This is a genomic window from Achromobacter sp. E1 (genome assembly GCF_037039475.1).
Classification (GTDB): Bacteria; Pseudomonadota; Gammaproteobacteria; order Burkholderiales; family Burkholderiaceae_B; genus Achromobacter; species Achromobacter mucicolens.
On record NZ_CP146253.1, the window covers coordinates 989,332 to 1,006,775 of the forward strand.

The window sequence follows — 17,444 nt, forward strand, 5'->3', positions numbered from 1 at the left end:
GGCGGCAATGCGTGCGGATGCGCATGATTTGTCTCCATTTTCGGCTGGCCGCGCGGCGGCCGGGCAGTGCCTTGCGCGGCATGGGCGCAGGCATTTTTCTGCATCATCCGGCACGCCCCGAGATTAATAAATAGAATCTGGCTTATTACATAAATCACCAAAATCAATATTGGTGGAGACAAGCGCATGAACCTGAAAGACGTGGATCTGAATCTGCTCGTCGTCTTCAATGAATTGCACAAGCATGGCCGGGTGTCGGCGGCGGCGGAAAGCCTGGGGATTTCACAGCCGGGCGTCAGCAACGCGCTCGCCCGCTTGCGCAAGCTGCTGGGCGACGAGCTGTTTCTGCGGACCTCGCGCGGGATGGTGCCGACGCCTTACGCCGAAAGCCTGGCTCAGCCCATTGCCGATGCGCTTGCCGCGCTGCACGGCACGTTGAATGCACGGGTGGCGTTCGATCCGGCCCGCAGCGAGCGGGCGTTTGTGATCGGGGTGAATGATGTGGGCGAGACCTACTTCCTGCCGCGCCTGATGCGGGCGCTGGATCAGGTGGCGCCGAGCGTGACCATTCGCACGGTGCGCACCACCTCGATCGACGTGCGGGACGAGATGGAGCGGGGCCGCATGGATCTGGCGATGGGCTTTCTGCCCGGATTGAAGGGCGGGTTCTTTCAGCGCCGGCTGTTTCGCCAGCCCTATGTGTGCATCTTCCGGCAGGACCATCCGCTGGCGCGCTCGGGGGTGTCGGCGCGGCAGTTTCGCGCGGCCGAACACGTGGCGATCGTGTCCGAGGGCACCGGCCACGGCGTGGTGGACGAGGTGATCGCGCGCGCTGGCATCCGCCGGCGGCTGCGGCTGACGGTGCCGCACTTCATGGCGGTGGGGCCGGTGCTGCAGGCCACCGACATGATCGCGGTGGTGCCGCAGCGCTTTGCCGACTGCGCGTGCGGCCCCTTTGGCCTGGCATCCGCGCCCTGTCCGGTGAAGATCCCGGAATCCGTCATCAACGTGTTCTGGCACGCCCGCAACCACCGCGAAGCCGCCAACCAGTGGCTGCGGCAGGTGGTGGTGGACGTGTTCGCGGATTGATGCCCAGTGGGCCGGGGGCTGCGCTACGCCTCGCGCAGCGACACCGTGAACCACCCGCGCAGCGCGTTCGACAGCCGGATTTCGTCGGCCGCGTGCAGATCGGCCAGCGTCAGGACGCGTTCCTTCGCCTCGCCGGCATCGAGCAGCTGCGCGCGCTGCACGCCGGGCAGGCAGCCGCTGTCGACGGGCGGGGTGTACCAGTCGTCATCCATGCGCAGGTAGACGTTGCTGCGGCTGCCTTCGCAGAGTTCGCCGCGCTCGTTCAGGTAGACCAGGTCGAAGATGTGCGGATGCGAAGGCAGCCATTCGATCGTCTTGGTGTACCAAGGGCGGTGCGTGGTCTTGTAGCGCAGCAGGGGTTCCGAGGACCGCAGCGCCTCGGGCGCGAGCATCACTTCCTGGTGCGCGGGCAGGGGCGGCAGGACGGCCGTCTGGATGTGGCGGCTGCCGTCGCGCGCGACCAGCAGGCGCAGGCGATGCGGTCCGGCGGAGGACAGGGCCATGACGGCGAGAAGGATGTCGCCTTCGACGTCGCGGCCGCCCCAGACGTAACCCAGCGCCTTGCAGGACGTTTCCAGACGGTGGAGGTGGCGCGCCAGCAGGGGCACGTTGCCGGACGATTCCACCAGGATGGTCTCGATCAATTCGGGTTGCATGGGACTCTCCTGGAATAAGCCGGGCCAAGCGGCGCTCTATGCTACTACCGGCAAGGGGATTTGCGCCGTCAGGCGCGCAGGATGCGGGCCTTCCAGTGGCATTCCTGCCATTCGCCGGCGGGGTCCGAATCGTAAACGATGCCGCCGCCGACGCTGTAGACGCCGTGGCCTTGCTGGTCCAGGACCAGTGTGCGGATCGCGACGTTCAACGAGAAGTCGCCGTTTGGCGCCAGCCATCCGATGCTGCCGCAATACAGGCCGCGCGGGGCGGCTTCCATCTGACGGATGCGGCGCATGGCCGCGACTTTCGGCGCGCCCGTGATCGACCCGCAGGGAAACAGGGCGTGCAGCACGTCCGACAGCGTGGCGTGCGGCGCGGTGGCCGATACGGTGGACGTCATGGTCCAGACCGTGGGGTAGCGCTCCAGCGAAAAGAGCGCGTCGACCTTGACCGAACCGGGCTCGGCCAGGCGGCCCAGGTCGTTGCGCAGCAGGTCCACGATCATCAGGTTTTCGGCGCGGTTCTTGTCGCTGGCCAGCAGTTCCTGGCCCAGGCGTTCGTCTTCGGCCGGGTCGGGATGGCGTGGCGCGGTGCCTTTCATGGGCCGGGTCGTGAGCCGCGGGCCGTCGCGGCGGACGAAAAGCTCGGGCGAAAAGGACAGCACCGTGCGGGCGCCGTCCTGGATGTAGGCGCCATGGGCGACCGGATTGCGCGCCGCGATGCGGCGGTACAGCGTGGCCGGGTCGCCCCGAAAGCCCACGTCGAGCGGCTGCGTGAAATTGACCTGGTACAGCTCGCCGTCCTGGATCAGGCCGCGGATGGCGTCGATCTGGTGCACGTAGGCGGCCTCGGTCATGCGCGGCGCGGGCAGGCTGATGGATGCGGCCGGCGCGTCGGGGGCTGGTGCTTCCCACGGCGTCTCGTCGATCTTGCGATCAAACACCAGCGCGGTCAGGCGGGGCGGCCCGTCTTCGCGCGGCGGCGTCCAGGGGCCGGCCGGGGCGGGCCGGGTGGCCTCGGGCAGCAGCCATTCGCCCAGCTCGTAATCCAGCAACAGCGCGATCCAGCGGCCTTCGCGCCGCGCGGCCTCGATGGCGGCCAGCGCGGGCGCGACCTCGGCGGCCGAGCGCGCTTCGATCCGGGCGCGAAAGCCGTCCAGGCGCAGGGCGCGCCCGGCCAGCCGGTCTTCAAAACGACAATCCATGATGGCTTACGGCTGTTGTTGCGCAAGGAACTCCGTCAGGACGCGGCCCGTATGGGAATGGTCGGCCAGCGTCATCACGTGCTCGGGCGAGCCTTCGCCCACCAACTGGCCGCCGCCCGTGCCGCCCTCGGGACCCAGGTCCAGCAGCCAGTCGGCCTCGGCGATCACGTCCAGGTTGTGTTCGATCACCACCACCGTGTTGCCCGCCTCGACCAGGCGGTGCAGCACGTGGATCAGCTTTTCGACGTCCGCCATCGACAGGCCGACCGTCGGCTCGTCCAGCACGTACAGCGTGTGGGGGATGCGCGAGGCGCGGCCGGTCTTGATCAGCCCATCGGTCAGGCGGGCCTTGGACAGCTCGGTCACCAGCTTGATGCGCTGCGCCTCGCCGCCAGAAAGGGTGGGCGATGGCTGGCCCAGCGTCAGGTAGCCCAGCCCCACGTCCTGCATCAGCTGCAGCGGACGATGGATCTTGGGATGCGCCGCGAAGTAGCCGATGGCGTCGTCCACTTCCATGGACAGCAGATCGCCGGCGTTCTTGCCGCGCATCTGCACGCTGAGCGTGTCGTTGTTGAAGCGCGCGCCGTTGCAGGCGTCGCACGGTACCTTCACGTCGGGCAGGAAGTTCATTTCGATGGTGCGCATGCCCTGGCCTTCGCAGATCGGGCAGCGGCCATCGCCGGTATTGAACGAGAAGCGCGCCGCCGTCCAGCCGCGCATGCGGGCCTCGCGGGTGTCGGCGAACTGCTTGCGCACGTCGTCCCAGAAGCCCACGTAGGTGGCCGGGCACGAACGCGGCGTCTTGCCGATGGGCGTCTGGTCCACTTCCAGCACGCGGTCGATGGCTTCCCAGCCCTTGATGCTTTCGCAGCCCGCCCAGCCGGGCGCCTTGCCCTGCGAGACGGCCTGGGTCAGGTTGTCCAGCAGGACCTCGCGCGCCAGCGTGGACTTGCCCGAGCCGGACACGCCGGTCACCACGCTCAGGCGGCCCACCGGGATGCGCGCGTCCACGCTGCGCAGGTTGTGCAGGCGCGCGCCACGGATCTCGATCATGGGCGTGTCGGCCTCGACGGGGCGGCGGCCCTGCAGCGGATGCGCCAGCGGCGTCTTCAGGTAGCGGCCGGTCACGGATTCGGGCGCGTCGATCACGTCCTGCACCGTGCCTTGCGCCACCACGCGGCCGCCGCGGATGCCCGCGCCCGGCCCGATGTCGATGACGTGCGAGGCGCGGCGGATGGTGTCGTCATCGTGCTCGACCACCACCAGCGTGTTGCCGTTGCCTTCCAGGCGCGCCAGCGCGTCCAGCAGGATGCGGTTGTCGCGCGGATGCAGGCCGATGGTGGGTTCGTCCAGCACGTAGCAGACGCCCTGCAGGTTGGAGCCCAGCTGCGCGGCGAGCCGGATGCGCTGCGCCTCGCCGCCGGACAGCGTGGGCGCGGCGCGGTCCAGCGCCAGGTAGTTCAGGCCGACTTCCTGCATGAAGTTCAGGCGGCCGCGGATCTCGGCCAGGATGTCGCGGGCGATCTCGCCTTCGCGGCCACGCGCCACCAGGCCAGTGAAAAAGGTGTGCGCGTCCGACACCGGCAGCGAGGCTAGTTCGGCAATCGACTTGTCGCGCCAGCGCACGGCGCGCGCCACGCGGTTCAGCCGCTGGCCGTCGCACTGCGTGCAGGTCTTGGCCTCGCCTTCGTACCACGCGTTCCAGGCGGTTTCCTCGCCGGTCTGCTCTTCGTCAAAGCCCTGCAGTTGCAGGCCCGTGCCGTAGCAGCCCGTGCACCAGCCGTGCTTGGAGTTGTACGAGAAAAGGCGCGGATCGGGTTCGGGGAAACTGGTGCCGCAGGACGGGCACGCGCGCTTGACCGAGAAGTGCTGCTGCTGCAATTCGCTGTTCAGCGCCTCGTGCAGCTTGTTGACCGGCCACACCACCGACATCACGCCCTGGCCGTTTTCCAGCGCGCTCTTGACGGCCGCGCGCAGCTCGGCCTCGTTGGCCGGGTCCACGACCACGTCCGCCACCGGCAGTTCGATCGTGTGTTCCTTGTAGCGGTCCAGGCGCGGCCACGGGGCCACGGGAATGAACTCGCCGTCCACGCGCAGATGGGAATGGCCCTTTGAGCCGGCCCACTTGGCAAGATCCGTGTAGTAACCCTTGCGCGCGGTGACCAGCGGCGCCAGGAGGCCGATGTGCACGCCCTTGTGCTCGCGCAGGAGGCGCGCCACGATCTGGTCGGTGTTCTGCGGCTCGACCGCCACGTCGCAGTCCGGGCAGTACTGCGTGCCCAGCTTCACGTAGAGAAGGCGCAGGAAGTGGTGGATTTCCGTCATCGTGGCCACGGTGGACTTGCGGCCGCCGCGGCTGGTGCGCTGTTCGATCGCCACGGTGGGCGGGATGCCGAAGATGGCGTCCACGTCCGGCTTGCCGGCCGGCTGCACGATGGCGCGCGCGTAGGCGTTCAGGGATTCCAGATAGCGCCGCTGGCCTTCGTTGAACAGGATGTCGAACGCCAGCGTGGACTTGCCCGATCCGGACACGCCCGTGATGACCGTGAACTTGTCGTGCGGGATCTCGACGCTGATGTTCTTCAGGTTGTGTTCGCGCGCATTGCGGATCTCGATGGCCATGCTGCCTTGGCGGCGTTCGCGCACCAAGGATTGCAGCGGCGTGCCCACGCCCGCGCCGTACTCGGCTTGCGGCTCGGCGATGCGCGCGGTCAGGCCCGCCTGCTCGGCTATCTGCGCGTCGGCGTCGCTGCTGACCACCACGTCGGCCGCGCCGCCGGCGACGGCGTCGGCCGGCAGGATGCTGACCTCGTAGTCGCGCAGGGCGGCGCCCGTGTGCGACTTGGGGTTGTCCATCAGGTCCTGCGGCGTGCCGGTGCCCATGACCAGGCCGCCGGCGTCGCCGCCTTCCGGTCCCAGGTCGATCAGCCAGTCGGCCGCGCGGATCACGTCCAGGTTGTGTTCGATGACGAGCAGCGTGTGGCCCGCGGCCAGCAGCTTGCGGAACGCGCGCATCAGGCGCGCCACGTCGTCAAAGTGCAGGCCGGTGGTGGGCTCGTCGAACAGGAACAGGCTGCCCTTCTTGGCGACCTTCGCGGTGGAGATGCCGCTGCGCGCCGCCTCGGCCAGGTGGCCGGCCAGCTTCAGGCGCTGCGCCTCGCCGCCCGACAGGGTCGGCACGGGCTGGCCCAGCCGCACGTATTCCAGGCCCACGTCCGCCAGCGGCGCCAGGCCGGTCTGCACGTCGCGCAGGCCCTTGAAGAAGTCCAGCGCCTCGCTGACGGTCATTTCCAGCACTTCGTCGATGGACGCGCTCTTGCCCAGGTGCTCGACGCGCACTTCCAGGACTTCGGGGCGGAAGCGCTTGCCGTCGCAATCCGGGCAGCGCAGGTAGACGTCGGACAGGAACTGCATTTCGACGTGTTCGAACCCGGTGCCGCCGCAGGTCGGGCAGCGGCCGTCGCCGCCGTTGAAGCTGAACGTGCCGGCCGTGTAGGCGCGCTCGCGCGCCAGCGGGGCCTGGGCAAACAGCTTGCGGATGGCGTCGAACGCGCCGACGTAGCTGGCCGGATTGGAGCGCGCCGTCTTGCCGATGGGCGTCTGGTCCACCATGACCACGTCGGCAATCTGCTCGGCGCCCAGCAGGCGGTCGAACGCGCCCGGCGCTTCCGACGGCTTGCCCTTCTGCTTGAGCAGGGCGGGGTAGAGCACATCCTGCACCAGCGTGGACTTGCCCGAGCCGGACACGCCGGTCACGCAGACCAGGCGGCCCAGCGGCAGCTCGACCGACACGTTCTTCAGGTTGTGCGCATTGACGCCTTCGAGCAGCAGGCGCGGCGTGTTGGCCGCCACCGGCATCGGGCGCGGCGCTTCCACGCGCAGGCGGCCGCCCAGGTAGTCGCCCGTCAGCGAGGGCGCGGCGCGCAGTTGCGCGGGCGTGCCGTCGAAGACGATGCGCCCGCCGCGTTCGCCGGGACCGGGGCCGATGTCGATGATGCGGTCCGCGGCCACCATGACCTGCGGATCGTGCTCCACGATGACCAGCGTGTTGCCGGCGTTGCGCAGGCGGTGCATGACTTCCACCACGCGGTGCATGTCGCGCGGGTGCAGGCCGATGGAGGGCTCGTCCAGCACGAACAGCGTGTTCACCAGCGAGGTGCCCAGCGCCGTGGTCAGGTTGATCCGCTGGACCTCGCCGCCGGACAGCGTGCGGCTCTGACGGTCCAGCGTCAAATAGCCCAGCCCCACGTCGCACAGGAACTTCAGACGCGCGCGCACCTCGGTCATGAGCAGGTCGGTGGCCGCGTCCAGCGCGCCCGAGAACGACAGCGTGTCGAAGAATTTACGAACGCGTTCGATCGGCAGCAGCATCACGTCGTGCAGGCACAGCCCGTCCAGACCGTTGAGTTGTTCGCGGCTCCAGGTGGTGCCGACGGGCATGAAGCGCTTGTAGCGGCCGTCTTCGGGCGGCAGCACGGCGTCGGCTTCCTCCTTGTTGCCCAGGCGCCAGAGCAGGGCGTCGGGCTTCAGGCGCGCGCCGTTGCAGGTAGGGCAGGGCGTGTAGCTGCGGTACTTGGACAGCAGCACGCGCACGTGCATCTTGTAGGCCTTGGTTTCCAGCCAGTCGAAGAAGCGCTGCACGCCGTACCACTGGTGCTTCCAGGCGTCGTTGCCGCCCTTCCAGTCAGGGGTGCCGTACAGGACCCAGCGCTTGTGCTCGTCGCTCATGTCCTTCCAGGGCACGCCCAGCGGCACGCCGGCGCGCGGCGCGTACTTTTGCAGGTCGTCCTGGCATTCCTTGTAGGACGGCGTGGTCCACGGCTTGATGGCGCCTTCGAGCAGGGTTTTTTTCTCGTCGGGGATGACCAGGCCGAAGTCGATGCCGATGACGCGGCCAAAGCCGCGGCAGGCCTCGCAGGCGCCCAGCGGCGAGTTGAACGAGAAGCTGCTGGGCAGCGGGTCGGTGTATTCGATGTCGCAGTCGGCGCAGTGCAGCCGGTCGCTGTACTTCCAGATATGCGCGTTGCCGCCATCGGCATCCAGGACGTAGACGGCGATGTGGCCGGCGCCCATGCGCAGCGCCGTGTCCAGCGCTTCCATGATGCGTTCGCGCTCGGTGCCGGCAAAGCGGAAGCGATCCTGGATGACGTGCAGGATGCGGCGTTCCTCGGGGGCGGCCTTGGCGGTCTTCGTGGTCTTGGCCTTCTTGGCGCCCTTGGCGGGGGCGGCGGCGCGCGGCACGGCGGTTTCCTCGGCGTGCACGCGGGTGTAACCCTGCTGCTCAAGGAAGCCGCGCACTTCGTCTTCGGTGAAGTTGGCCGGCACGGCGATCGGGAAGGTCACGACCAGGCGCGGATCGCCCGCCTGCGCGGCACGCTCGGCCAGCGAGTGATAGACGGATTCGGGCGTGTCGCGCCGCACCAGCTTGCCGCAACCGCGGCAATAGAGCTTGGCGCCGCGCGCGAACAAGAGCTTCAGGTGATCGTTCAGTTCGGTCATCGTGCCGACCGTGCTGCGCGAGCTGCGCACCGGATTGGTCTGGTCGATGGCGATGGCCGGCAGGATGCCTTCGATGCGGTCCACCTGCGGCTTGTCCATGCGGTCCAGGAACTGGCGCGCATAGGGCGAGAAGGTTTCCACGTAACGCCGCTGCCCCTCGGCGTACAGGGTGTCGAATGCCAGCGAACTTTTGCCGGACCCCGACACCCCGGTGACGACGACCAGTTCGCCGGTGGCGATGGTCAGATCCAGGTTCTTGAGATTGTTCTGGCGGGCGCCAACGATGCGGATATGGGAGCTCATGGACGGTATCGTAGCCTGACGAAGGGAGCATGCCGGCGCGGCGACCCATCGCTGGTTCCGGGCGCGTCGATATGGAATAATTGACTATATTGTGAGGCGGCAGTCCATAATGTGGACAGATGGCGCCTCAGTAGCTGTACAAATAAACAGTATCGCAGATTCGTCTGAAAATCGCGCTGGTCGCGTTGCGCATCTGCCTGGGCTATCGCCTTTATTTGGGGACGTGTGTGCAGGAATCCAAGGTGGCCGGCGCTGCGGCGTTCGGAAAATTCATGGCGGTGCTGCAAGCGGTGGCCGATGCGCCGCAGCCGCCGACGGCCCCCGTGCTGGCCCGCACCTGCGGCTACCCCCGTCCCACCGTCTACCGCATCCTGGCGGCGCTTGCCGAGCAGGGAATGGTCGCGGAAAGCGGGGGCGCCTATCGCCTGGGCACGCGCCTGATGTCGCTGGCCAGCAAGGCCTGGTCCCAGTTCGACCTGCGCGCCGCGCTCGCGCCGGAACTCCGGGCGCTACGCGACCAGACCGGCGAGACGGTCCATCTGGCGGTTCCCGCCGGACACGAAATGATCTACATCGACAAGCTGGAAAGCCCCGGCCCCGTGCGCATGGTGTCGCGCGTGGGGGCGTCCGTGGCGCTGCATTCCAGCGCCGTCGGCAAGGCCTACCTGGCCGCGCTGGATGAGGCTTCGCGGGAACGCCTGCTGCAGGATCTGCCCCTGCCTTCCCGGCTGCCCGCCACGCTGACCAGCCTGCCCGCGTTGCGCGAGGCGCTGGGCGCGGCGGCCGAGCAGGGCTACGCTATCGACAACGAGGAAAACGAACCCGGCATCGTCTGCTACGGCGTCGCGCTGTGCGACGGGGCGGGTCGCCCGGTCGCGGGCGTCAGCGTCAGCACGCTGCTGTTCCGCCGGGCCGGCGACCCGCAGTCCGCCTACATCGACCCCTTGCTGCGGCTGCGCGACGCCGCCGCGGCCAAACTCGCCGTCCTGCCGGTATCGTCCGGCGGCATCTGACCGTTCGTTCCAGAGGAAATCCATGACCGCAACCGCTGCTCCCATCGCCTCCAAGCTCGCCGCCCTGCTGGCTGCCCGCGTCGTGCCCGTGCTGCGCTACACCGACGCGGCCGCCGCCGCCTATGCCGCTGAGGTCGCGGTTTCGGCCGGCTGCACCACGCTGGAACTGACCTGGACCATCCCCAACGTCACCGACCTGGTGCGCGCCCTGCGCGACAAGCACGGGGCCAGCCTGCTGCTGGGCGTGGGGACGGTGCTGGACGAATCCCAGGCGCGCGAGGCGCTGGTGGCGGGCGCGGACTTCCTGGTGTCGCCCGCCCTGGCGCACGAGATCGTGGACATGGCCCACGCCGCCGACGCGCTGTGCATGCTGGGCGCCTTTACCCCGACCGAAGTCCTGGCCGCGCGCCGCGCGGGCGTGGACGTGGTGAAGGTGTTTCCGGCCGACACGGGCGGTCCCAAGCACCTGGCCGCGCTGAAGTCGGTGTTTCCGGACACGATCTTCTGCCCCACGGGCGGCATCACGCAGGAAAACATGGGCACGTACTTCGCCGCGGGCGCGGGGCTCGTGGGCATCGGCAGCAATCTCTACGACAAGGCCGCCTTCGCGTCGCGCGACACCGCCGCGCTGGTGGCGCAGATCACCCAGACACGCGAGGCCGCCCATGGCTGATTTCGATATCGTGGCGCTGGGCGAGCCGCTGGTCGAACTGAACCAGACGCACAAGGGCCAGCGGCAATACCTGCAGGGGTTCGGGGGCGACACCTCCAACGCGGTCATCGCGGCTGCCCGGCAGGGCGCTCGCTGCGCGTATCTGACCCGGGTCGGCAATGACGCCTTCGGCAAGCAGTTCCTGGACCTGTGGCAGGCCGAGGGCGTGGACACCACCGGCGTCGAGGTCGACGACGATGCCCACACCGGCCTGTACTTCGTGCAGCACGGGCCGGACGGCCACGCCTTCAGCTATCTGCGGCGCGGTTCGGCCGCCAGCCTGATGACGCCCGCCAGCCTGGATGCCGGCCTGATCGAACGCGCCCGGTTCCTGCATGTCTCGGGCATCAGCATGGCCATCAGCACCACGGCCTGCGACACGGCGTTTGCGGCCATCGCGCGGGCGCATGCCGCCGGCGTGCAGGTCAGCCTGGATTCGAACCTGCGGCTGCGCCTGTGGCCCGTGGACCGGGCCCGCGCCATCCTGCGCGAGGCGATGCGCGCCGCGGACGTGTTTCTGCCCAGCATGGACGACATGCAGCATCTCACCGGCAACGACGACCCGGAGCGCACGCTGGACTGGATCCGCGATGGCGGCGCGCCGGGCGTGGTGGTGCTCAAGCTGGGCAAGGACGGCTCCATCATCGACGACGGCCACACCCGCACCCCGATGCCGGCGCTGCGCGTGCAGGCCGTCGACGCGACGGGCGCGGGGGATTGCTTTGCCGGCAGCCTGCTCGCGCGCCGTTGCCAGGGCGACGCCTGGGAAGACGCTGTGCGCTACGCCAATGCGGCGGCAGCGCTGTCCACGCTGGGCTATGGCGCGGTCGATCCGCTGCCGCGGGCGGAGCAGGTCTGGGAACGGCTGAAAGCCGCCTCAACGTAGCCAAAAACCGGCCGGTTGGCGTCCTTTCCGGATTTCAGGCTAAAATGCCAAGTTATCCAAATTTTTTTCCGCCAGCCCGATTTCCGGTTGTGCGGGCCAATTTCCGCGAATTCAACAGGAGAAATCAACATGGCTGAACGCAAACGCGTGCGTCGTAACACCCTGGAACGCCGTTGCCTGGGCAAGGCTTTCAAGCGCTTGTTCGTCAAGTCGCCCAAGGGTGTGTTCAAGATGCTGGAAAAGATCAAGCGCGTCTAAATGACGCGTCTGGCTCGGCGGTCGTCAAAACCTGCCGGGCCCGATCAAAAAAAAACCGCAGGGCGCGAGCCTTGCGGTTTTTTTTCGTCTGCGGCGCGTCAGCCTTGCGGGGGGCCGAGCTTGGGACGGATGAAATCCATGAATGCGCGGGTCTTGGCCGGCTGAATGCTGGACGGGTAGACCACGTAGATGGAGATCGGATCCACCGACCAGCCGGGCAGCACCCGCCGCAGTGAATTGCGCTGGATGATGGGCTCCAGGGCATGGCAGTGCGGCATCCGCGTGATGGCCAGGTCCAGGCCGGCCAGCGTGCCGGCGATGCTCATGTTGTTGGCGGCCAGGTGACCCGTGACCGCGACGCGCTGCGAGATCGCGCCGTTGTTCAACGTCCAGTACGAGTGCTCCTCGTCGATCGTCGTGCGCAGGCATTGATGCTGCGACAGGTCGGCCGGCGTCTGCGGCGTGCCATGACGTTCAATATAGCGGTCGGACGCATACAGGTGCGTTTCCAGCGACACCAGCTCCTGCACCACGGCGCCTTCGATGGCGCGATGCGGCGTGCCGTTGCCATTGCCGTTCCCGGCGGAGGCGCCCGGGTAGTCGGCCTCGCGGCCAAACCGCAGCACCACGTCGAATGGCGTGCCCTGCGCATCCGACGCCGTCATCATGCTCAGGTCGAACTCGCACTCCACGTCGGGATAGCGATCGGTGAAATCGCTGATGGTCTCGGGCAGCAGCCAGATGGCCAGGCTATAGGGCATGGACACGCGCAGATTGCCCGACGGGCCGCCCGACAGCGAGAGCAGCTGCTCGTGCGCCAGACGGGCTTCGTCGATGAGGCCTTGGCAACGGCGCATGTAGGCCGCGCCCGCATCCGTCAGATCGAGCCGGCGCGTGTTGCGGTTGATGAGCCGCAGGCCAATCGCGCGCTCCAGTTCGTTGATCCGGCGGGAAAGCGTGGAGGTGGGCATGTCCAGCGCGCGCGCCGCCTGGCTGAAGCTCTTGCGCTTGGCCACCTCGACGAACAAGGCGATGTCATTGAGCTGGACGGGCGAGGCTTCCATAGGCGTTCCGAATTGGGCCGCCCGAGTTTACGCCAGTCCGCTGCGCGCCCCAACGGCCGCGGCCGGGCGCGTCATCAAAAAAACCGCACGGTTTGTCAGATTTGATTGCAAATTCCAAAGACGTGCCATCGGTTGGCGCAGGCATATCCCCTACACTTCAGGCGAAATCATAAGAACCAAGACCGCAGCGGTTTCTGGAAGATCGCAAGGGGCACAGCAGGCATGACCGATACACCGATTTTTTTCACTGTTCTGACGCCGACCTACAACCGGGCAGGGACCCTGCACCGCGTGTACGAATCGCTCTGCCGGCAGACATTCCGGGATTTCGAATGGGTCGTCGTGGACGATGGCTCCACCGACAACACGCACGAGTCCATCCTGCACTGGCAGTCGCTGGCGGATTTTCCGATCCGCTATGTCTGGCAGAACAACCAGCACAAGAAAACCGCCTTCAACCGTGGCGTGCGCGAGGCGCGCGGCCAGATGATCGTGGGCCTGGACAGCGACGACGAAATGCCCCCCGACGCGCTGGCCATCTTCCATGAAGCCTGGAACGCCATTCCGCCCGCGCGCCGCGACTCGTACTTCGCCATCACCGGCCTGTGCGCGCGGCCCGACGGCAGCATCGTGGGCGACCGCTATCCGCAGGATGTCTTCGACAGCACGGCGGTGGACGTGTATTTCCGCTATCGCATCAAGGGCGAGAAATTCGGCTGTATGCGCACCGACATCCTGCGCAAGTATCCGTTTCCCGAGGACGTGGCGGGCTTCGTGCCCGAAAGCCTGGTGTGGTGGGCCGTCGCCCGCGCCGGCTATCTAAGCCGCTTCATCAACCGCGTCGTGCGCACGTATCACGACACGCCCGGCGGGCTGAGCCAGGGGGCGGTATCGGTGGCGAACAACGCCCAGGGCCTGTATCTGCTGGCCTGGGACATGCTGCAGCATCACCTGGAATTCTTCCGCTACCGTCCGCGGGAATTCATGATGGCCGCGGCGCGCTACACGCGCTTCAGGCTGCACCTGAAACATTCAGGCGTGCCCACGGCCGTCCAGGCTTACCGCCTTACCCATCCGGTCGCGACGTTCCTCGTGGCCGTCATGTACCCGCTGGGCTACGCGCTATACCGCCGCGACCGGCGGCGCGGCGTGGCCTAATCCCAGATAGACCTCCACCACGCGCGGATCCTGCGCCACGTCGGCCGCGGGGCCTTCCAGCGTGACGGCGCCGGTTTCCAGCACGTAGGCGTAATCGGCCACCTGCAGCGCGGCGCGCGCGTTCTGTTCGATCAGCAGGATGGACACGCCCATCTCGCGCAGCCGCGCCACGATGCGAAAGACCTCGCGCACGATGCGCGGCGCAAGCCCCAGGCTGGGTTCGTCCAGCATCAACAGGCGGGGCTTGGCCATCAGCGCGCGTCCCACCGCCAGCATCTGGCGCTCGCCGCCGGACAGCGTGCCGGCCAGCTGGGCCCGCCGTTCGCGCAGCCGGGGAAACAGGTCATAGACCTCGGCCAGCGTCTGGTCCTGGTCGCGCAGGCCGCGGCGGTAGCGGTCGAAAGCGCCCAGCATCAGGTTGTCCTCGACCGTCATCTCGGCAAAGAGCTCGCGCTTTTCCGGCACCAGGTTCATGCCGGCGGCGACCATTTCCTCGATCTCGGCGTGCGCTTGCGTCTTGCCGCCAAAGACGATGCCGCCCTGCGACGGCAGCACGCCCATGATGGCCGACAGCAGCGTGGTCTTGCCCGCGCCGTTGGGACCGATGACGGTGACGATCTGGCCTTCGCCCACTTCCAGGCTGACGCCCGAGACCGCTTCCACCTTGTCGTAGGCCACGCGCAGGTCGCGCACTTGCAGCAGTTTCGCGCTCATTCTTCCACTCCGCCCAGATAGGCTTCAAGCACTGCGGGATTCTGCTGGATCTCGGCCGGCAGGCCTTCGGCGATCTTCTCGCCAAAGTCCATGACCACCACGCGATCCACCAGGCCCATCACGAAATCCATGTCGTGTTCGACGAGCAGGATGGCCATGCCCTCGGCGCGCAGGCGTTTCAGCAATTCGGCCAGCTCGCATTTTTCCTGGTAGCGCAGGCCCGCCGCAGGTTCGTCCAGCAGCAGGATGCACGGGTCCGAGGCCAGGGCGCGCGCGATTTCCAGGATGCGCTGCTGACCCAGCGCCAGCGAGCCGGCCTCGTCGTGCAGATGCTTGCCCAGTCCCACGCGCTCGACCTGGCGCGCGGCCTCGGCCAGCAGACGGGTTTCCTCCGGACGGTCCAGCCGCCAGGCAGCCGGCAACACGCCGCGATGCCCGCGCAGGTGCGCGCCGATGGCCACGTTTTCCAGCACGCTCATGCGGCCCAGCAGCCGCACATGCTGGAAGGTGCGCGACAGCCCCAGGCGCGCGATCTTGCGCGCGCCCACGCCGGCTACCGGCTGGCCCAGCAGCGTGACCTGTCCCGAGGTCGGCGTGTCCACGCCGGATATCTGGTTGAACATCGTGCTTTTGCCCGCGCCGTTGGGGCCGATCAGCGCCAGCACTTCGCCCGCCCGGATCTCCAGGTTCATGGCGTTGTTGGCCACCAGGCCGCCAAACTTGCGGGTCACGTCCACGGCTTTGAGCACCACCTCGCCGCGCGGCGGCATGGTGCGCCGGGGCAGCGGCTCGGCCGTCATGTCGACCGTGCGCGGCTTGCGCTTGACCGGCACCCAGCGCGTCAGCACGGGCCACAGGCCGCTGCGGGCGCGGTGCAGCAGCAGCACCATGCCGAAGCCGAAGACGATCACCTCGAAGTTGCCGGTCTGGCCCAGCACCTTGGGCAAGAGGTCCTGCAGCCATTGCTTGAGCACCGTGAAGACGCCCGCGCCCACAAGCGCGCCCCACACCTGCCCGGCGCCGCCGATGACGGTCATGAACAGGTACTCGATACCCATCTGCAGGCCGAAGGGATTGGGGTTCACGAAGCGCTGCATGTGCGCGTACAGCCAGCCCGACGCGCAGGCCTGCAAGGCCGCGATGACGAAGATCACCATGCGCGAGCGCGCCGTGTCCACGCCCATCGATTCGGCCATCACGCGTCCGCCCTTGAGCGCGCGGATCGCGCGGCCTTCGCGCGAGTCCAGGAGATTCTGCGTGGACCAGATGGCGACCAGCAGGAAGGCCCAGATCAGGTAGTAGATGTTGCCGCCCTGGTTGAGCGTCCAGCCGAACAGGCTGATGGCCGGAATGTCGGGGATGCCGGTGTGGCCGCCCAGACCTTCGACGGAACCGAACACGAAATACAGCGACAGGCCCCAGGCGATGGTGCCCAGCGGCAGGAAGTGGCCGGACAGCTTCAGCGTGATGGCGCCCAGCAGGTACGCAAGCGCCAGCGTCAGCGCCAGGCCGGCCAGCAGCGTGAGCCAGGGCGACGTGCCCAGCCAGCCCAGCCACGACGGCAGCGTGTCCGCGCGGGTGGTCAGGAGCGCCGTCGTGTAGGCGCCCACGCCCACGAAGGCGGCCTGCCCGAAGCTGGTCAGGCCGCCGACACCGGTCAGCAGCACCAGGCCCAGCGCCACCAGCGCATACAGGCCGATGTAGTTCAGCAGCGTCACGTAGAAAGGCGGCAGCACCAGGGGGCCGAGCGCCAGCAGGGCCAGGAAGGCGAGGAGGATGTGGCGCGGGGTCATTCGTCTTCTTCCTCGACGTGATGGCTGTTGAGTGAACGCCAGAGCAGCACGGGGATGATCAGCGTGAACACGATGATCTCCTTGTAGGCGCTGGCCCAGAACGACGAGAACGCTTCGATCAGGCCCACCAGCACGGCGCCCGCCGCGGCCAGCGGGTAGCTCACCAGCCCGCCGATGATGGCGCCGACGAAGCCCTTCAGGCTGACCATGAAGCCTGAATCGAAATACATGGTCGTGATCGGCGCGATGAGAATGCCGGACACGGTGCCGATCAGCGCCGCCAGAAAGAATGTGGCCTTGCCCGCGAACACGGGCGAGATGCCCATCAGGCGAGCGCCGATCCGGTTGAACGCCGCGGCGCGCAGCGCCTTGCCGTACATCGAGCGTTCAAAGAACTGGTACAGCACGACGATCAGCACCACCGACACCGCCACGACCCACAGCGCCTGGCTGTTCACGTTGACCGGACCCAGTGTCAGGCTGGCGTCGCTGAAGGGCGCCGTGCGCGCGCCTTCCGCGCCGAAGGCCAGCAGCCCCAGGCCGACTAGCGCCAGGTGGACCGCGATGGACACAATCAGCAGCACCAGCGTCGAGGCCGACGCGATCGGCTGATAGAACAGGCGATAGAGCTGCGGTCCCATCGGCACCAGCAGCAGCAACGTCAGAAGCGCCTGAACGGCCATCGGCAACTGCGCCAGCGGCAGGCGGTACAGCAGCAGCGCGAGCGCCAGCGGATAGATCACCTTGGCCGCCATGCGCCAATGGGCGCCGCGCCGGGCGGGCCGTTTGCGGCGCGCCATCAGGTCGGCGGCGGTCTCGGCCAGCGCGAACGCGAGCAGCAGCCACACCAGCAGGATGGGCTTGCCGGCCTGCATGGCGGCCATGGTGAGCGCGCCGAAGGCGACGAACTCGCCCTGCGGGATGAACAGGACGCGGGTGACGGTGAAGACGAGCAGGATGGACAACGCCAAGAGCGCGTAGATGGCGCCATTGGTGATGCCGTCCTGCCCGAGTATCAAGGCAATCTGAGCATTCATGCGAAATTCCGAAAAGCTGATTTCCCCCCCGAAGCGCTGCGCGCTTTCCCCCAGGGG

The 17,444-nt window shown here is 67.7% G+C and carries 13 protein-coding genes; 6 read left to right on the forward strand and 7 right to left on the reverse strand.

From position 1 onward, the window contains the following. Positions 1 to 186: 186 nt before the first annotated feature. Complete coding sequence (locus V6V88_RS04520; protein ID WP_338618125.1) at positions 187 to 1,089, forward strand: LysR family transcriptional regulator; 903 nt, start codon at positions 187 to 189, stop codon at positions 1,087 to 1,089. Positions 1,090 to 1,112: 23 nt separating this feature from the next. Here the strand turns inward: V6V88_RS04520 and V6V88_RS04525 are convergent, their stop codons facing one another. The 3 genes from V6V88_RS04525 to uvrA all read right to left on the reverse strand — a co-directional run bounded on the left by V6V88_RS04525 (position 1,113) and on the right by uvrA (position 8,752). Beyond that, complete coding sequence (locus V6V88_RS04525) at positions 1,113 to 1,745, reverse strand: aminotransferase class IV family protein (protein WP_338618127.1); 633 nt, start codon at positions 1,743 to 1,745, stop codon at positions 1,113 to 1,115. Positions 1,746 to 1,813: 68 nt separating this feature from the next. Then, positions 1,814 to 2,950 carry an aminodeoxychorismate synthase component I gene (locus tag V6V88_RS04530; RefSeq protein WP_338618128.1) on the reverse strand — a complete coding sequence of 379 codons (1,137 nt, stop codon included), beginning with the start codon at positions 2,948 to 2,950 and terminating at the stop codon, positions 1,814 to 1,816. Positions 2,951 to 2,956: 6 nt separating this feature from the next. Continuing rightward, positions 2,957 to 8,752 carry an excinuclease ABC subunit UvrA gene (uvrA, locus tag V6V88_RS04535; protein ID WP_338618129.1) on the reverse strand — a complete coding sequence of 1,932 codons (5,796 nt, stop codon included), beginning with the start codon at positions 8,750 to 8,752 and terminating at the stop codon, positions 2,957 to 2,959. A 227-nt stretch (positions 8,753 to 8,979) separates the two neighbouring features. Here uvrA and V6V88_RS04540 point away from each other — a divergent pair, with 227 nt between their 5' ends. From V6V88_RS04540 to V6V88_RS04555, 4 genes are all read left to right on the forward strand, one after another. Then, complete coding sequence (locus V6V88_RS04540) at positions 8,980 to 9,765, forward strand: IclR family transcriptional regulator (RefSeq protein ID WP_280003787.1); 786 nt, start codon at positions 8,980 to 8,982, stop codon at positions 9,763 to 9,765. Between the two features lie 22 nt (positions 9,766 to 9,787). After that, entirely contained in the window at positions 9,788 to 10,438 is a 651-nt protein-coding gene (locus V6V88_RS04545; protein WP_062840322.1) for a bifunctional 4-hydroxy-2-oxoglutarate aldolase/2-dehydro-3-deoxy-phosphogluconate aldolase, read from the forward strand. Then, complete coding sequence (locus tag V6V88_RS04550) at positions 10,431 to 11,363, forward strand: sugar kinase (protein ID WP_062840323.1); 933 nt, start codon at positions 10,431 to 10,433, stop codon at positions 11,361 to 11,363. Before V6V88_RS04545 ends, V6V88_RS04550 begins: the two co-directional genes overlap by 8 nt. Before the next feature lie 129 nt (positions 11,364 to 11,492). Next, complete coding sequence (locus V6V88_RS04555; RefSeq protein ID WP_006226408.1) at positions 11,493 to 11,621, forward strand: hypothetical protein; 129 nt, start codon at positions 11,493 to 11,495, stop codon at positions 11,619 to 11,621. A gap of 98 nt (positions 11,622 to 11,719) precedes the next feature. Here the strand turns inward: V6V88_RS04555 and V6V88_RS04560 are convergent, their stop codons facing one another. Continuing rightward, the gene (locus tag V6V88_RS04560) at positions 11,720 to 12,685 is read right to left on the reverse strand and encodes a LysR family transcriptional regulator (protein ID WP_056321082.1); all 966 of its coding nucleotides are present in this window, start codon (positions 12,683 to 12,685) and stop codon (positions 11,720 to 11,722) included. A gap of 222 nt (positions 12,686 to 12,907) precedes the next feature. On the opposite strand from V6V88_RS04560, the gene V6V88_RS04565 reads away from it, so the two are divergent. Continuing rightward, complete coding sequence (locus tag V6V88_RS04565; protein WP_056321085.1) at positions 12,908 to 13,843, forward strand: glycosyltransferase family A protein; 936 nt, start codon at positions 12,908 to 12,910, stop codon at positions 13,841 to 13,843. On the opposite strand, the gene V6V88_RS04570 is transcribed toward V6V88_RS04565, so the two are convergent. Genes V6V88_RS04570 through V6V88_RS04580 form a run of 3 tightly spaced genes read right to left on the reverse strand, consistent with a single transcriptional unit; the run spans position 13,808 to position 17,387 of the window. Next, complete coding sequence (locus V6V88_RS04570) at positions 13,808 to 14,557, reverse strand: ABC transporter ATP-binding protein (protein WP_223574377.1); 750 nt, start codon at positions 14,555 to 14,557, stop codon at positions 13,808 to 13,810. The two genes, V6V88_RS04565 and V6V88_RS04570, sit on opposite strands and share 36 nt — an antisense overlap. After that, entirely contained in the window at positions 14,554 to 16,350 is a 1,797-nt protein-coding gene (locus tag V6V88_RS04575; protein ID WP_338618134.1) for a branched-chain amino acid ABC transporter ATP-binding protein/permease, read from the reverse strand. The genes V6V88_RS04570 and V6V88_RS04575 overlap by 4 nt, the downstream gene beginning before the upstream one ends. Then, entirely contained in the window at positions 16,347 to 17,387 is a 1,041-nt protein-coding gene (locus tag V6V88_RS04580; RefSeq protein ID WP_056321092.1) for a branched-chain amino acid ABC transporter permease, read from the reverse strand. The genes V6V88_RS04575 and V6V88_RS04580 overlap by 4 nt, the downstream gene beginning before the upstream one ends. Positions 17,388 to 17,444: the final 57 nt, after the last annotated feature.

Bases quoted from the DNA above. Each gene is read 5' to 3' on its own strand.
- V6V88_RS04555 (WP_006226408.1), top strand. From the start codon at position 11,493: ATGGCTGAACGCAAACGCGTGCGTCGTAACACCCTGGAACGCCGTTGC.
- V6V88_RS04565 (WP_056321085.1), top strand. From the start codon at position 12,908: ATGACCGATACACCGATTTTTTTCACTGTTCTGACGCCGACCTACAAC.
- V6V88_RS04545 (WP_062840322.1), top strand. From the start codon at position 9,788: ATGACCGCAACCGCTGCTCCCATCGCCTCCAAGCTCGCCGCCCTGCTG.
- V6V88_RS04575 (WP_338618134.1), bottom strand. From the start codon at position 16,350: ATGACCCCGCGCCACATCCTCCTCGCCTTCCTGGCCCTGCTGGCGCTC.
- V6V88_RS04550 (WP_062840323.1), top strand. From the start codon at position 10,431: ATGGCTGATTTCGATATCGTGGCGCTGGGCGAGCCGCTGGTCGAACTG.
- V6V88_RS04530 (WP_338618128.1), bottom strand. From the start codon at position 2,950: ATGGATTGTCGTTTTGAAGACCGGCTGGCCGGGCGCGCCCTGCGCCTG.
- uvrA (WP_338618129.1), bottom strand. From the start codon at position 8,752: ATGAGCTCCCATATCCGCATCGTTGGCGCCCGCCAGAACAATCTCAAG.
- V6V88_RS04570 (WP_223574377.1), bottom strand. From the start codon at position 14,557: ATGAGCGCGAAACTGCTGCAAGTGCGCGACCTGCGCGTGGCCTACGAC.
- V6V88_RS04560 (WP_056321082.1), bottom strand. From the start codon at position 12,685: ATGGAAGCCTCGCCCGTCCAGCTCAATGACATCGCCTTGTTCGTCGAG.
- V6V88_RS04520 (WP_338618125.1), top strand. From the start codon at position 187: ATGAACCTGAAAGACGTGGATCTGAATCTGCTCGTCGTCTTCAATGAA.
- V6V88_RS04580 (WP_056321092.1), bottom strand. From the start codon at position 17,387: ATGAATGCTCAGATTGCCTTGATACTCGGGCAGGACGGCATCACCAAT.
- V6V88_RS04525 (WP_338618127.1), bottom strand. From the start codon at position 1,745: ATGCAACCCGAATTGATCGAGACCATCCTGGTGGAATCGTCCGGCAAC.